This window comes from Bacillus sp. AFS031507 (genome assembly GCF_002584635.1).
In the GTDB taxonomy this organism is placed as follows: Bacteria; Bacillota; Bacilli; order Bacillales; family Cytobacillaceae; genus Neobacillus.
The window spans coordinates 1-15,809 of record NZ_NUOW01000027.1 but is presented as its reverse complement, the minus strand read 5'-3'; the positions used below and the strand labels follow the sequence as shown (position 1 = coordinate 15,809).

At 37.6% G+C, this 15,809-nt stretch carries 13 protein-coding genes; 6 read left to right on the top strand and 7 right to left on the bottom strand.

What is annotated here, in order from left to right; all coding sequences use genetic code 11:
- The first annotated feature begins 63 nt into the window (after nucleotides 1-63).
- Together COE25_RS23205 and COE25_RS23200 are read left to right on the top strand one after the other, a co-directional pair.
- A complete protein-coding gene (locus tag COE25_RS23205; protein WP_098934321.1) occupies nucleotides 64-1,281 on the top strand; it encodes an ATP-grasp domain-containing protein in 1,218 nt (405 codons plus the stop codon).
- A 139-nt stretch (nucleotides 1,282-1,420) separates the two neighbouring features.
- Complete coding sequence (locus tag COE25_RS23200; RefSeq protein WP_098934320.1) at nucleotides 1,421-2,449, top strand: YheC/YheD family endospore coat-associated protein; 1,029 nt, start codon at nucleotides 1,421-1,423, stop codon at nucleotides 2,447-2,449.
- 164 nt (nucleotides 2,450-2,613) lie between these two features.
- On the opposite strand, the gene COE25_RS23195 is transcribed toward COE25_RS23200, so the two are convergent.
- From COE25_RS23195 to COE25_RS23185, 3 genes are all read right to left on the bottom strand, one after another.
- Nucleotides 2,614-3,993 carry a Mur ligase family protein gene (locus COE25_RS23195; RefSeq protein WP_098934319.1) on the bottom strand — a complete coding sequence of 460 codons (1,380 nt, stop codon included), beginning with the start codon at nucleotides 3,991-3,993 and terminating at the stop codon, nucleotides 2,614-2,616.
- Between the two features lie 445 nt (nucleotides 3,994-4,438).
- Nucleotides 4,439-5,509: a lactonase family protein gene (locus tag COE25_RS23190; RefSeq protein WP_098934318.1), complete on the bottom strand. Its 1,071-nt coding sequence runs from the start codon at nucleotides 5,507-5,509 to the stop codon at nucleotides 4,439-4,441.
- A 216-nt stretch (nucleotides 5,510-5,725) separates the two neighbouring features.
- Nucleotides 5,726-6,025: a hypothetical protein gene (locus COE25_RS23185; protein ID WP_088087648.1), complete on the bottom strand. Its 300-nt coding sequence runs from the start codon at nucleotides 6,023-6,025 to the stop codon at nucleotides 5,726-5,728.
- 929 nt (nucleotides 6,026-6,954) lie between these two features.
- On the opposite strand from COE25_RS23185, the gene COE25_RS23180 reads away from it, so the two are divergent.
- Nucleotides 6,955-8,034: a PIG-L deacetylase family protein gene (locus COE25_RS23180; RefSeq protein WP_098934317.1), complete on the top strand. Its 1,080-nt coding sequence runs from the start codon at nucleotides 6,955-6,957 to the stop codon at nucleotides 8,032-8,034.
- Between the two features lie 230 nt (nucleotides 8,035-8,264).
- Here the strand turns inward: COE25_RS23180 and COE25_RS32365 are convergent, their stop codons facing one another.
- The 4 genes from COE25_RS32365 to COE25_RS30995 all read right to left on the bottom strand — a co-directional run bounded on the left by COE25_RS32365 (nucleotide 8,265) and on the right by COE25_RS30995 (nucleotide 11,447).
- Nucleotides 8,265-8,540, bottom strand: a complete 276-nt coding sequence (locus tag COE25_RS32365) for a GIY-YIG nuclease family protein (RefSeq protein ID WP_373605370.1) — start codon at nucleotides 8,538-8,540, stop codon at nucleotides 8,265-8,267.
- 24 nt (nucleotides 8,541-8,564) lie between these two features.
- Nucleotides 8,565-9,416: a hypothetical protein gene (locus COE25_RS23170; protein WP_098934316.1), complete on the bottom strand. Its 852-nt coding sequence runs from the start codon at nucleotides 9,414-9,416 to the stop codon at nucleotides 8,565-8,567.
- Between the two features lie 268 nt (nucleotides 9,417-9,684).
- A complete protein-coding gene (locus COE25_RS23165) occupies nucleotides 9,685-10,254 on the bottom strand; it encodes a cupin domain-containing protein (protein ID WP_098934315.1) in 570 nt (189 codons plus the stop codon).
- 494 nt (nucleotides 10,255-10,748) lie between these two features.
- Nucleotides 10,749-11,447 carry a hypothetical protein gene (locus tag COE25_RS30995; protein ID WP_180247578.1) on the bottom strand — a complete coding sequence of 233 codons (699 nt, stop codon included), beginning with the start codon at nucleotides 11,445-11,447 and terminating at the stop codon, nucleotides 10,749-10,751.
- A 374-nt stretch (nucleotides 11,448-11,821) separates the two neighbouring features.
- On the opposite strand from COE25_RS30995, the gene COE25_RS23150 reads away from it, so the two are divergent.
- From COE25_RS23150 to COE25_RS23140, 3 genes are read left to right on the top strand one after another with little or no spacing between them, the layout of a single operon-like run.
- A complete protein-coding gene (locus tag COE25_RS23150) occupies nucleotides 11,822-13,300 on the top strand; it encodes a spore germination protein (RefSeq protein ID WP_180247577.1) in 1,479 nt (492 codons plus the stop codon).
- Nucleotides 13,301-13,316: 16 nt separating this feature from the next.
- On the top strand, nucleotides 13,317-14,501 hold the full coding sequence (locus COE25_RS23145; RefSeq protein ID WP_098934312.1) for a Ger(x)C family spore germination protein: 1,185 nt from the start codon (nucleotides 13,317-13,319) through the stop codon (nucleotides 14,499-14,501).
- Between the two features lie 33 nt (nucleotides 14,502-14,534).
- Nucleotides 14,535-15,632 (top strand): GerAB/ArcD/ProY family transporter, encoded by a 1,098-nt coding sequence (locus COE25_RS23140; RefSeq protein ID WP_098934311.1) that lies wholly within the window; start codon nucleotides 14,535-14,537, stop codon nucleotides 15,630-15,632.
- The last annotated feature ends 177 nt before the right edge of the window (nucleotides 15,633-15,809 follow it).

The following is a 15,809-nucleotide window of genomic DNA, read 5'->3' as shown; positions in this document are numbered from 1 at the left end:
TTATAAAACTGGTAAAGCTAAATCCTTCAATAAAAAACCTCCAAAGATAGGATGACAAAGCTTATGCAAACCATTGTATTTATTGAAACGAACAAATCCGGATCCAGTAGAGAAGCAATAAAAGCTGCAGAGAGACTCGGATATTTTACGGTGTTATTAACCAATAGGCAAAAATATATTCAACAAAGAACAGAATTTCCCGAAGTCCATCAAATGATTTTGGTAGAATTATCCAATTATGATGAAATAAAAAAAACCCTCAGCAAACTTCAAAGACAAGGTAAACCAATAAAAGGCATTTTTAGTTTTGTACATTCTTACGTTCATGTAGCAGCCGCCTTATCAGAAGAATTTTGTTCAGGTGTAGTCTCTACTGATTCAATATTAAAAATGGAAAATAAAGTTTTAACTCGTGAGCTTCTCAAAGGACACCCAAATTCTCCTTATTATGCCCTTTATAATCCAGATGATTTTTCCTTAGAGAATTTTATTGGTCAAGCTAAAAACTATTTACCCCTAATTGTAAAGTCTCCCACATCTGCCGGTTCAAAAGATGTCCATTTGGCAAATAACGAGAATCAGTTGAGACTGGCACTACAAGAATTACTAAAAAAAAATGAACAGATTTTACTGGAAGAGTATCTATTAGGACCCCAATATTTAATTGAAGTTTTAGTACACAATGGAAAAGTTCATATTGTCGCGGTAATCGAACAACAGATTACTTTTTTAAAACGATTTATTGTAACCGGATATTGTTTACTAACAGATGTCAATCAAAGGATGTACAATAGTATCCTTGAGACAGTAAGTTCCATCTTAAAGACTTTTCAAATGAAAAATGGTGCCTGTCACCTTGAAATGCGTTTAGTAAATGGAGTTTGGAAATTAATTGAAATTAACCCGAGAATCTCAGGTGGAGCGATGAATCGAATCATTGAAGTCGGATATGGAATTAATTTAGTAGAGGAAACCATTCAATTAATGTTAGGAAATGAGCCTTGCCTTACTAAAAAGCACAGTAAGTATGTATATGCACATTATTTAACAGTTGATTCTAAAGGAAAATTAATAAAGGTAACGGGAAAAGAACGCGTCTCTAAATATCCCGGTGTAGAAGAGGTGTATATAAAACCCCGACAAGGACAGATCGTACGTCCGCCTTTATCAATGGGAGATCGTTGCGGATACATTTTGGCATCCTCAAAGGGTAAATTCGAAGCAAAAAGAATTGCTATGAGAGCAGCTAGCGAAATACAATTCTCCCTTGACCCAATTTAAAAATTCCAAGTGACAAATAATGAGTATGATCTATAAAAACAGAGGTTTTAAGAAATTAGATGAGTTATTAATGATTGAACAAATATTCTAGTCTTTTTATCAGAAAAAGAAGAATGTGGAGAGGTGGAAAAGAACTATAATGACGTTAATTGGCATGCTTCATCATCGCAGTGATCCAAGTAATGTAAAGAAAGCATATGCTTATGCCGCTGCAGCAAAAGCAGAAGGTGTAACCTTTTTTTACTTTACCCTAGGGAAGGTAAATATAAAACAGCAAAAAATTTTAGGAAAAGCCTATGAAAATGGACAATGGATTGAAAAGGAATTTCCTTTCCCTGATGTCATTTATAATGCAAGTTATCTTGCAAGTGAGAAAACTAAACAAATCTTTGATTATTTGTTTGATAGGATTCCGTTTACAAGTCATTCTATTGGGGACAAATTAACGGTATATACCAGAATTAAAAAGGCAAATAAATTTACACATTACCTTATTCCCTTTTATGAATTAACTGACGTTCAGATTTTTTTTGACATGATCCATCGTTATAAAAAAGTTATTATCAAACCGTTAACGGGGCATCAAGGGGGGGGCGTTGTTTTTATTGAAAAATATGGTTCAAATCATTACAAAATGAATGATGTAGGCTTAGTATCAACCTTAAATGAAAAACAATTGCTAGACTTGTTATCTCTTAAAATACAAGAACAAGATTACGTAGTTCAACAGTTTATTACAAGTCAAACAAAATCTGGTCATGTTTTTGATTTCCGGTTGCATGTACAAAAAAATGGAGAAGGAAAATGGGTTATTACTTCTATTTATCCACGGATCGGGCGTTTAGGGACCATCACATCAAATATGAAAAGTGGTGGTTATAGTACTTACCTGGATATTTTTTTAAAAACAGAGTTTGGTAACTCCTGGTATGATATTCAAAGGTATCTTGAACAGTTTGCGATAAGTTTCTCAAATCATTTTGATTCTTTATATGACAATGAATTGGATGAATTAGGAATTGACGTCGGAATTGATGCCAACCAAAAACTTTGGCTTTTTGAAGTAAATTGGAGACCAGGCCCACCTAATATATTTAATCTTGAATTAGATGTAGCCAAAAATACGATTTTGTATGCAAAATATTTAGCTGATACAAACAGAAAATAAAATAAAACCAGATTAGCCAGTTATTCCAGGTTATCGTCTTGGAACAAAAATTAAATCCCCAAAAAGGCAGCTTGCCGCTCATGAACTGCACCTCCAATTGTGAACAATTGGGTTGTCGTTCATTAAAGGAAAGCTGCCTTTTTATGAGAAAAGTTTCTACCATTTTAACTTCTTAAATAATCGATGACATCATCGAAGTCTGAGTCATCCCCGCCCGTTTTGAAATAAACAATGTCATTTGGGATTAAAAATGAATCAAAAAACCTCTTTATTTCATCTGCATCTGAAAAATGATAAACATTATGCGGATTTACTCCTGCCTCTATAGCTGGCTTTTGAAAATCTTTTGCAATAAACCCTTTGGTGATGAGAATATCGACCCCCGAAGCACCGATTAGGTTTCCTGCCTTTTCGTATTCTTCATCTGCATATTTTCCCAGTGCTGCCATTCTTCCCAGAACAGCAATTTTTCTTTGGGATGGCAATGCAATCCTGCTTAATGTTTCTAAGCCTTTTCTTAAGGAAGCAGGATTTGACTTCCAAGTATCATCAACCAACGTAATTTGATTTCGTCCTTCAATGATTTGAAAATGGGATCTCATGTGATGATAAGTAGATAATCTCTTTATAGCATAGTGAATATCCACTCCTAAGATTGCAGCAGCTGCTACTGAAGCGGCTGCATTATATACACTATGCTCACCAAGTCCCGGTATATATCCTTTAAATCCCCTTTGTTTATATTCCATCCAAAAAGTCATGCCGGATGAATGATATTGATACTTCTTAATCCTAAAAATAGCATCCTTGTTTTTTCCGAACGTAATAATCTCTCCCTTAAATTTAGAAGTATCTAGGGTAGAGAGATATGGGTCGTCCGAATTTAGGATGAGAATTCCTTTATTATTCATACCTTGCATTATTTTCGACTTTTCTGCTAGATAATTATCAAATGATCGAATTTTATCCGTATGATCCACATCAATCATTGTCATAATCCCAATCGTCGGGTAAAAATACTTACAGGACTCCGTCATATCCCCTTTTGAAGATACGGCTGTTTCAAACACTGCCACATCCGTATCTTCATCAATTCCCATTAAATAAGGAAGGTTGTAACAATTGGCATTTTTGCTTGATATTGTTGCCTGCACCTTGTGTGTTTCTTCCAAAATGTGTTTTAGCATTTCTTTCGTCGTAGACTTTCCGCATGTACCAGTAATGGCGACAACAGGAATGTTAAACAGATGCCTGTAATACGATGTGAATTTAAAGAAACTGTCTTTGAGATCCTCTAACATAATGATTTGATTAGGATTTAATCTTTCCATATGAGAAAATGGTGTATCGGTAACAATGAATACATTTTTGTATTTCTTTATCGTTTCAACAGGCACCGCTCTATTGTTCCAACGAAAAAATAACGTATGACTCCTAATTTCAAATCTGTTATAAGTGACGTTATTGATTCGTATACCTTTTTGCTTTTCATTAGGTTGAATGTTCATTGCAGTTAAAATGTTTTCCAATAATAATGTCTTCAAAATGTCCCTCCTGAAATTCCTTTTTTGAAAAAAGCCTCTCCCCCCATAATACTGTTCTATATGGCAGAAGTGATTGAATCACTTTGAATTCAAATGCTAATGTATCATATGACGAGTCCCCTATTGCAGGTGTGTGATAAATACTCAGACAAATAGCGGAAAATTAAGCATTGTTTGTCATAAACTTATTAGTAAATGTCCAGTACATGGTGAAATTTCCATTTTATAAAATTGTTAGGAAGAAATGGGTGCCAAAAGAGCTAGTGAAACAAGAAAAAAGCATTACCGTTGTTCCAGTAATGCACCCGTTTGATTAAGTGAATTTCTTCACAACTTTGCTGGCAATTATGTTGTCTCATAATAAAAGCCACCAGTATGTCGGCAGCCCTGTTTTTTGTAACTCCTGTATTTTTCTATTTCGAACAGTATGGTGTATCCAATAGAATCAAAGAACAGCTAAACCTTGTGATCCATAGTATGAAAAGTTAGTCCAGGCAGCAACCTGCAATCTTTCTAGACTACCATCATCTTGAATATTAAATACTGACACTGTTCCCTGATTTCCGTTAAGAGTGTAAAAATGCCGTCCATCTCTACTCACTCTAACATCCATCGGAAGACCCGGTGCTGTACCTGGCGGTGTACTGGTAATATGCCTTACCACCGACAAAGCTCCATTTGGATCAATTTGGTAGGTCGAGATGGTGCCGCTTAAAGTGTTGGTAATGTATGCAAAACGTTCATCCCTCGTTGTTACAACCCCACAAGCAGTCTTATATCCGCTTGGTACAGAGCCGCTGATCACCCGAAGGATACCGTCATTACTCAGCGAATAAGATGACAGCGCATTTGAAACTGCTTCTGTAACTAAGAGGATTCCAGACGATAGAAAATATACGCCCAATGGTCCTTGACCGTAAGAATCATTAACGATTGGACCTGTAAGCGTACCATTTTGATTCACACGAAATATACTAAGATGGTTTGAAGTAAGCTCGGATACAAGGATTTTGCTACCGTCAGGAGTGAAGAGAACCTGAGCCGGCTGAGCATTGAAGGTACTGAGAGAATAGGTGGATCCAGGAATAGGAGTAAGCCGTCCGTTTTCATCTATGCGAAAACCAGTGATGTTGGAAGCAAAATTGTTAGCGGCATTCCCTACATTGGAAACATAGACAATATTACCAAACACATCTACGCTGTTGGGCTGAGCTCCTCCTGATGGCTTCACATTAACAAGAACAGGTGTTCCGCTATCAGTTATGATGAAACTACTTATACTATTGCTCCCCGCGTTAACACCAAGTAGGAAACGCCGATCACGGGACAAAGTTAGGGCGCCTTGTGACGCAAGAGGGTCGATGCCATCGTTTGCAGTTGCAGTGGAGACTTCCTTTGTACCAGTACCTCTACCATAAGTTGGATAGGCACCCACAAAGGTCAGCATTCCATTCATGTCCCGGTAAAAGGCAATGATTTGATTCATTACTTCATTATTGGTCATCATGTACACCATACTCACACGTACACCATACTCACACGTACACGAAAATAATTGTTGATGATCTGCATTTTATGACTCTCCTCCTTTTCATAATTTTATATGATTCTTTTGCCCTTTAAATTCCCAAAATGGATGTTAAATGGTTTACAAACAGAGGTGGACGATCATCCACTTATCTACTAACCTCCACCGTTAGTACAACAACACATCTCCACCATACTCTACTTCTTAATCAAAACGTTCTGTATCTAATCCATCCAAAATATCCTCTAATTCTGTAAGGAAATTTAGTTGTACAGGAGCAGGGATTTGCTCCATCCACTTTTTTATTTCTGGTAACTCCTCAGCCTCATCTATATTCGTTGGTTTTGGATGAAGAGTTGCCCACCATTTCTTCAATTCATCGATAAATTCATAAAAGTAGCGTTCAAATCTTTCTGCCCATTCTGCCCCTTCATCACCAGAAGTCTTTTGCATCATACTCCAGGCTTCCATCGCTGTTTCGAAATACTCATCAATCATCTTCATGTGGAACTCCTTTCTACATACTGTTATTTTCTTTCATTCTCTCATTGTACCAGTAGAAAGCTATGGTCGGTACTAATGACACCTCGTTGTTCATCTGAACATTTTTTTTAAACATAATTATCATTTCTCATTGAACAACCCTCCTCGTTAGTAAAAAAGCGACTGCTCTTATTGAACAATCGCTCCAAGTAATTGAATGATAATTTTTCATGGTTTCATATTTTTTTAAGGAAGTGTTTTATAATTATAAGCAACATAAGGTATTCCAACAATTATACTAATTAAGGTTGTTACTATTCTTCCTTTGTAATTCAAGGTATGTATCACTCTTTCTTTCCAAATTAAAACACCTATTTTTTATTTTTATTATTTACAATAATGTTACATTATAGTTTTCTTAAAAATATTATCATAATCAAATCATAAAACTACTTGTCCATCCGTACCAAATGAGGCATAGCTATGACACTCACTTATTGAATAATGGTGCACCTCTTAATGCGGATCTTTGCTTTTGCCAAGAGACGCTGGAAACACTTTAAACTCACTAAACTAAATTGAGAATTACGCCTCACTAAAGGTCATTAGAGATAAGTCAAAATTTTGGCGTTATCCCTTTAACAAAACAACGTTCGCCTACATAGGTTAATTTATCTTCACTTAATTTTATTGGTGTTCCGAATGTAGTAAAATAGGGATCGTTTACAATTAACCATATCTATGTATCTACAAAGTAAGTGCGTGCTAATTGATAGTTCAAGACTGACTTAAAGGATTCTCAACTTCCTCCTCATCAACTCTATCGAACTTTAGATTATTTCCAGGATATTTATCTACTCGCTGTGTTTCCCAGTTTATCTACTTCAAAAACCCCTTGTCCCATCTTACTTGGCAATACTAGAGTCTATATAAGAACGGAGGAACAAGCGTTGTTTGAAAAAACGTGCAGAAATCTACCTGTTTACTGGCTTTACCTAAATCAGCCTTGTCCGTGCTATCTCTGTTACTCTATTCTGTTTCCTAAACCCTCAATGCACTTGTCAGGACCAATATTTCCAATACAAATAGCACCTTTCTTATCAGTACAATCCGTACCTATACCATCTATTTGGTGTAACTTATCCAAAACTATTTATGGTCTTCAACCAGGTAACTACGTGACCAACACCAAGCCTATCGATTTGCTGGTTTTCGCCCCTCATCCCGACGACGAGACGCTAGGGACTGCGGGCGTGATCATGCGCGCAGTGGCGGCAAGAAAGCGGGTTCATGTTGTTATCTTTACGAATGGAGATGGTTACCCGAGGGCTGCCTCCCAGCTGCTCAAGAAGAATATTGACGAGCTCCGTCCCGAGGATTACTTCGAATTGGCGCGGATGCGCCAGTTCGAAGTGTATGCTGCTACGGCAGAGTTGGGACTAAAGCCGTCGGATATTACCTTCCTGGGCTATCCCGATGCCGGACTGGATCGTGTCTATAAGTCCGAGGGCCCCGAGCCTTTCCAGCAACGCTTTACCCTGATGAGAAAAACGTATAGCATAGTACACCCGGACTATCACTCGCTTGTTTATGGCATGCCAGCGCCCTATCTGAAGGAGTTTGCCCTCTCCGATACAATGGACCTGATTAGGTGTCTGCAGCCAAAGGAAATCTACGTCACCGACGGTGCGGATGGGCACCCCGATCATCAGGCAGCTTACTTGTTTGTTCGTGACGCCGTGCAGGCGATTGGTTACAGAGGGCACGTGTATACCTATTTGATCCACAGCGGACCAGACTCCCAATGGCCATGGCCACGTGGGATTACCCCCAGATTGCCGTTTGAGGCACATGAGTATAAAGAAGAGCGAATTCCCAGCTTTGTACCGTGGCCTCCGCCAGTGCGGGTGCCAATGACCGAAACTGAAGCAATTCGAAAGTTGAAAGCGATTCAGGCTTATCGTTCTCAGCTTGCTACTGACAGGGAATTTCTCGAATCGTTTATAAAGAATGAAGAAATTTTTTGGTGAACGGGGTGGAGGTAATACTGAATAATATAAATCATATGCCTGGAGAGTGGTGACGAATATAAGACGCCTATGGTCTTAAATCAACCGTATGATTTTGGAGCACTGAGTAATTTGTGTATTGAATTTTAAATAGTTAATTTTATATAAATTACACTGTCCTTGTGATGATTCAATTACATATTTAACTATTTTAGGATGTTTTATTTGTTGTAGGATCCAAACCAAATCCATTAATTATTAGTGCGATTGAAATGTAAACGAGCTTGAATAATCCAAGCTCGTTTACTCTTATTTATTGGTTTTTTTCTTTTTAAGGATTTTACTTCACAATAAAGAAGCAATAAAATGCTGTTCCTTCTTATTTTCTTGTATGATAGTCCATTTTCTCCATATGGTTGGACCTGATCGAACCACTTCTCATCCAGTTTTCGCAGCTCTTCTTTTTCATTAAAGGATCCTGTTTCCTTCTTTTTGAGGACTTCCAATACGTTAATTTCAAAAGGCATCCCCAAAAAACCGGATTGGGCCGATTATGTTGAATTTCCAACCTTAACCAGTCTTAACGTGTATTTTTCAATCAGTATAAAAAAAAGGAAACTTGCTGCTCGGATGCAGATCAGGTAACTCAATTTCCAATCGTTATGAAAAACTAATATTTTCATGTTCAAAAGGATAACATCGCCTAAAAGCAAAATAAAAAAAGGAACTACATTCCAATATTTCTTTTTTGGTATGTAAATACAAAGAATAACAATTACGGCCATACATACGTGATACAAAAAACCACTAAATAATGTACTGTCCCGGTAAATGTTTTCAACCCAATTTACATGAAAGAACTGTTTTCCAAAAAGCATAAGTACGCTTGATGGAGTTTGTAGAATGATCCATGATATTGTCCAGAATGTTATGATTCGCGGGGATTTATGTCTTTTTCCATTTACTATGGAATACCACTTTTTCATAGTCATCATATAGATAAATGTTACAATGCCAGTCATATATGTGTGCCACCAATGGTGAGTGTAGACATCCGCTTTAAGAAACACAACCTCTACCAGCATGAAAACGATGGATATTAATCCAATCCAGCGGTATGAGAGCTGAAAAACCATTATACTAATCGCTGTTGAAGACCATAATGCTGTATTGGCTATAATATGTCCTATGATATTTTCGGCAAAAGGATCTGAATAAAGTCCAGGTTTATATGCGTAAGCATTTAGTGCAAAGAGTACAACAGCTTCACCAATCCATGACCAAGCAGTTGCGAATACAAAATATGAAAACAAATCAAATACGTTTCTTTTTTTATACATTGTATAGACGGTAATTACCGCCCCGATAACTATTAAACCGTAGTACCAGTATATATTTGGCATAGGTCGCTCCTCCTGTAAATCCGCGGTACCTCCCGGGAATGGAAATACAACATTTATGAACTCTCCCGGTTTTTATAGCCATGTTTATATTTCCAATATACACAACGATTCATACATAGGCATTATGCTATTTATATTCACCTATTCCACTCTGCGCCTGTAACTGCAGGTTAAAAGGCCATTCATTTCGTGGAATGGCCTTTTAACTTGCAGTTATGTTAACGCACGAACGATTAAGGATTACGTTTTTCTTTTTACTTAGCAAAATTCAATAATTGCCTCCCTCTCCAATACGCCATCGTATATCGCTAGATCTAGGTGGACCTATGGTAACTGTTTGATCGATAGGCTTGAGAACTTCAGCTAACTGGGGAGCATTAACACCATAAATTGCCTGGAACACCTCAGGAGGTGTCTTTCTTAAGATGTCGGACCCATATACGACCTGCGTGGAATTATTGTCGAAAATAGCCAACAAGTGGGTGTGATCCGTTACCGCAATTGCCCAATGCCACCAACCCATAGGGATATACACTGTTTGGGGTGGCCTAACCCGGTAACTGAGTACTTGAAGGGTAAATGGATTGAGAATAGAAACGTCAGCTTCACCTTGTATCATATAGGCGAGTTCATTCGCGTTCGGATGCCAATGAGCCTCCACGCTATGTTCTCTACTCAAATAAACGTCTAAGATGCTTAAGTTTTGCATGACGGGAAACTGTTTAGCGGTTTGCTGAAGAATAAAGTTTTGACTGTTTTTCTGGAAGTATGGAGCACTTTTTAAGTCAAAGGATAAATTTAATGAAGAGGAGCTTAATATATCACTGGTGGTATACATCGGATACTCACGCCTTCCTTAATTGGATGATTATGGATTCAATCGTTAAGCCCACATACATAGATACATATAGATATGCATGAATCCAGAAATCGTGTTTCTAATGATTCCTGATTGACGAGCAACACTAACGACATCCCAAAATCACTATTGGAGATTGATGAACCATTTATATTACCTGTTTCCGGTGATAAAGAAGCTTTTAATTAAGAGTAGGAACATAAGAAAACAGGCTTACAATCGAGCCTGTTTATTCTTTATCTATATTCAATTATTCGATAACTCCAAGCTAACGGCGCATTTCTTCATCTAATTAATCTTTATCCATTAACCTTCCCATCATTATGTTAAACATCACTTTTTTCACATAAGTAAGTTTCTTTATGAATAGATTCTTTTTATCATATTTATAAAACTAATAATAAATTTGAACAGTTTGCAGACAGTATGCTTCCCCACTACAACCGTGGGGATAGCAGCGGCGAATCAAATTATCAATTTGCAATTAATTTCTTGGCATGTGATAAGGAACGAGTAAGAATTAAGAAGACAGCAGCACACACGACAGATGCTGCACTAATCCAAGTGATTGCCATTATCGAGGAACCTCCTACAGCAATTCCTCCGATACCGGCTCCCGCAGCAAAGCCAAGCTGCACGAACGAACTGTTCAGACTGAGCACAATTCCAGATGATTCTGGAGCTAGCGATACTAGATTGAAGTTCTGAACCGCCCCAAACGTCCAACAAGCTATCTCCCATAGCATTAACAGGATGTCATGGGAAATTGGCACAGAACTTATCAACACTACAACCATAGATACAAGAAAAAGCAAATTGACCGCAATGCTCAGTATACGTCGTACATTGTGCTTTCCCTTAAAAATTGTCTTATACCAACGTCTATTTAAAATATTGTGGGCAATAAACAACAAAAGCAATGTTACTCCTACCATTTCATGTATGGTATTTCCGTTAATCTGGTAAGCCATTGCAACTAACATCACCCTATAGATTTCAAGAGTGATTACGGTGCCATCAGGGATTGGCTGACCGTTCTGTACCGATTCTATTGCTTTCCGGCTCGTATATAGTTCTTCTGTGACATCTCCTCGATTCACAGTCGTGTAGTTCACACCCTTATCGTAGTTTTCAGGGAATTTGACAAGTTCACGATTGGAATTAGATTGCACCTGTTGGGAATTCTCACCCGATGATTTCTGTTGGGAAATCCCATTTGTGTCATTATTGCTGTAAGTATTTTCTTTAATCCAATTCCTGTTGGAGATGTTGCTTTTTCTAATGCCTCCAATAAAATTAAAGAAGCATTCAACTCAAGCATCATGAACTACACCACTCCCTCGAGTAGGTTTTCGGCAGCCGAACTGCTACAGTAATTTCTCACGCCTTTTCGCCGAGCTTATAACACTATCATTCTTGTATAATTTTGCGAAAAGCTATTTGATTGGTAATTTCCTTAGGTCATTAGTGAACTTCCTCATGCATACTTATTTACCTTCTAAGTAAAACTAAGTTATCTAACTAAAATGCGGTGGTAAAAATAAAAGTGAACAACGAGGTATCAAATGTTCTGCAAAACAATATAGAGATTCTAAATACTATTTTAGGTAAGAGTTCTGATTTTCAAATAAGAGAAATTTATTTAACAAGTATAGATAAGAAAGCTGCAGTTCTCTTCATCGATGAGATCGCCGATTCGAACGTTGTTCAACGATACGTAATAGAACCCCTAGTATCGTACTACATACCCCATTCTAAGACGGATGAGGAACTGCTTGCTTTTATGGAATCAGCTGTCATTCAATCGATAAATATTACACGAGTGGAAGATGTGACGCTTGCTTCAAATGAGTTGCTGGCAGGCAAAACCCTTGTCATTGTGGAAGGAATAAATACGTTTCTCTCGACCAATACAACCAAATGGAACGGACGCAGCATAGAAAGCCCGAAAGGACAAAGAGTTGCTAAAGGACCTGATGTCGGTTTCTCCGAAAATAGAAGTACAAACATCTCTCTCGTTCGTCAGATTATTAAAAATCCGAATGTAAGAGTAACCACCAAACAGTATGGAACAAACACCCGGACAGGCGTATCAGTTATGTACATTGAAAACATAGTGGACAAACAAGTGCTCGACACAATTTATGCACGTCTAGAAAACCTCCAGTTGGATGCAGTGCTGGAAGCGAATTACATTGAAATGGTTCTGACAAAGGAGAGCAAGTCTTTTTTTCCACTCATGCTCAATACGGATAGACCTGATGTGGTAGCGGGCGAAATGCTGGAGGGAAAAGTCGCAATCTTAGTAGATGGTTCGCCTTATGTTCTTATTGCTCCTGCGGTTCTCATTCAATTTTTCCAAACACCCGAGGACTATTATCAAAGTAAAACAGGGTTAGTTAATCCGCGCTTGATTCGTTTTTCTTTATATATTTTAGCTTTGTATATTCCGGGGATGTATGTAGCGTTTATGACCTACCATGCAAATTTGTTACCGGTAAAACTGCTAGTGGGTCTTGTGTCACAACGAGAATTGGTACCATTTCCAACCTCGTTAGAAGTAACAGTTTTGCTGATTGTGCTTATTGCAATAAACGAAAGTTCTACTCGGTTACCTCAAAATATTGCTATTACAGTGTCCATTTTTGGGGGGATCATATTGGGGCAGTCAGCAATTGAATCGCAATTAGTAGAAGCTGCTAGCTTAGTTGTAGTTAGTGTTACGTATATTTTCTTAAGTGTTATTCCTATTACCGCACTGCGAATAGCGGGAACAAATATCTCTCTTTGTTTTACTGCAGTGGGAGCAGCTCTTGGCTTTTACGGAATCGCCTTATTGTCACTTGTAATACTGCTTCATCTTTGTTCTTTGCGAAGCTTTGGCGTACCTTATTTATCTCCTTTCGCTCCACTCGTTGCACATGATTTAAAAGACAGCGCAATTCAACTATCACTAGAGGAAATGACAAACGATGAATCTCATTACACGAACGAAGAAATGATTGAAGAGACAGATAAAGCGTAACAACAAGGAGAAACGTATGCTAAAGAAATCAAATATAACCCTCTATCTAGCGATAGGATTAATCATCGCCTTAATGGTAAGCAAACAAGTACAGGACAACACGTTGAATAAAATTAGTGTTATTTCCGCGATCGGGATTGATAAAAGTAAAAAAGGATACTTTGTTACCATCCAAAAATATAATCCAGCTGCCAGCAGCAAAGAAGGAGCAGCTGAACTAGGTGCGTATACGTACAGTGCACAAGGACGAACCATTCCTGAAGCAATCGACCATATTCAAAATAAATTCTCGCGGAGGATCTTCTTGGATAGCGTGGGAGTGGTTGTATTAGGGGAATCATTGGTAAAATCGGAAGGAATAGCTGCTCTTTCCCAATACTTTTTGCGGGAACCCAATTTTCCTTCCAATATAAGGTTCGTCATATCAAAGGGAGTGAAACCAGATAAACTGCTTCAAATAGTAATGCCTATTCAAAAAGTTTCGGGAAACAGGTTGGAAGAAATGTTGAATCTAAAACGTGAGTCCTGGGGGAATCTCTCGGATATGACTGCCGACAAAATAAATGGAATGTTATTACAAAATAGGACGGAACTAACTATCCCTTATGTAACCATAATAGGTCGTGCTGCAAAGGGAATTTCGAAAAGCAATATAGAAAAGGCGAGTCCAGATTCGATAGTAGTGATAGAAGGATTAGCCGTGTTTCAACACCAACGATTTTCATACTGGCTTTCTTCACAGGAAAGCAACCTATATGCATTAACCCGAACCAAAATATACGATACCACATTGGTAACGAAGTGCGGTAAACAGACTGGATATGTGACGTGGAAAGACACGCGAAGCAAATCTGATATACATTTACTAGATAAAAAGGGAGTTCCATCCTTTCTTCTTCAGGTTAAAATAAAAGCTGAGGTGTCGGATGTGTCATGCAATATTGTCCCCTCTACTGTCCAAGCCATTGCCCAATTGGAACATGATGCAGAACACGACCTCCAAAAACAGATTAATCATCTGATAGCAAAAACGCAAAATAAAAAAACCGATATAGATAGATTTGGAGAAACTTTGTATCGAAAACAACCTTTTCGGTGGAACCGGATTAAAAATAATTGGGATTCTGTATATCCAACCGTACCCATTCGGATAAGAGTGAGGGTTGATCTTATAGAGCCTGGAGAAATTTCATCGCAATAAAATTGACTCTGTGTATAGGAAGGACTCGATAGGATGATGGTCAAATTAGCTCCAATTGAAATATTTTCCTTAATGATCAACTTTTTGCTAGGAAGTGCTATTGTCGTAGGATGGAACTTCGAAACAAAACAAGATGTTTGGATCACAATCTTGTTGGCGTCAGGTTTTGGAGTGGGGACCTTTTATTTCAATATCATGCTTAACTCATTAGGGAAATGGGGAAATTTGATCCAAATTTTTGAGCTAGGATTTGGAAAATTTATTGCCAAACTACTTGGATTTATTTATTTTATATACTTTATATACATTGCAGGAAGAGTGTTGAAAGATTTCTCTTTTTTCGTGGCTCAAGTGCTTTATAACAATATCCCTTTTGGAATTATATCTTTCACGCTCCTTCTGGTGGTTTCGTATAGTTGTTTTCTCGGTATCGAAGCTATAGCAAGAAGTTCACTGATTTTATGTGCTTTTACATGCGTTATCATTTTGATTCTCATGGCTTTCGGATTCCTATCTCCATATTTTGAAGTCAGCAATTTAACCCCTATATTCCGGACGAGCTGGAATCAGGTACTCTCTTCCGTTTTCCCAACCGGCGTAACCTTTCCGTATGGTGAGCTCATCGTATTTACCATGCTATTTCCGTATGCAAACAATAAGAAAGCCTTGCGAAAATACGGTTGGATTTCTGTATGTGCAACAGGAGTAATCCTGCTTATAGCTGGAGAAATGATATTGGGCTTATTAAATTCTGAAACAGTCAACTTGTATGTATTTCCGTTTGTGAAGGCTTTGGAACTGACCACTGTATTAGATTTTCTGCCACACATAGAAATTTTTACGGTAATCATCAACATTATCGGCGGATTTTTTAAAATATCAATTTATATGTACGGCGGGCTCATGATTCTTGCCCACTTGTTTCCAAAGACAAATCCAAATCGTCAAATTATAATTGCGGCGACCATAACCTTTTTATTCGCATTTACATTATCCAAAAACATAATCCAACACTTGTTCATTGGTTTGAAAATTGTTCCGCTGTTTATCCACATCCCATTTCAATTTATCCTTCCATTAATATTGGTTATTTGTTTACTTATAAAAAAATACATTATGAAATCATTATAAAAGAGTCCAACCGTTCATTTCCTTCTAAAGTGAAAAAAGTCGTAGTAAGGTTCTAATTCTTGATATTACTACAAAATGACGTGTGAAAAGCACACGTCATTTTATTTTATTGTTAAACAGCCAAAAAATGATTGTTCCTAATTCTTTCTTTCACTACCCTCCCTCAATAAAGAAAGC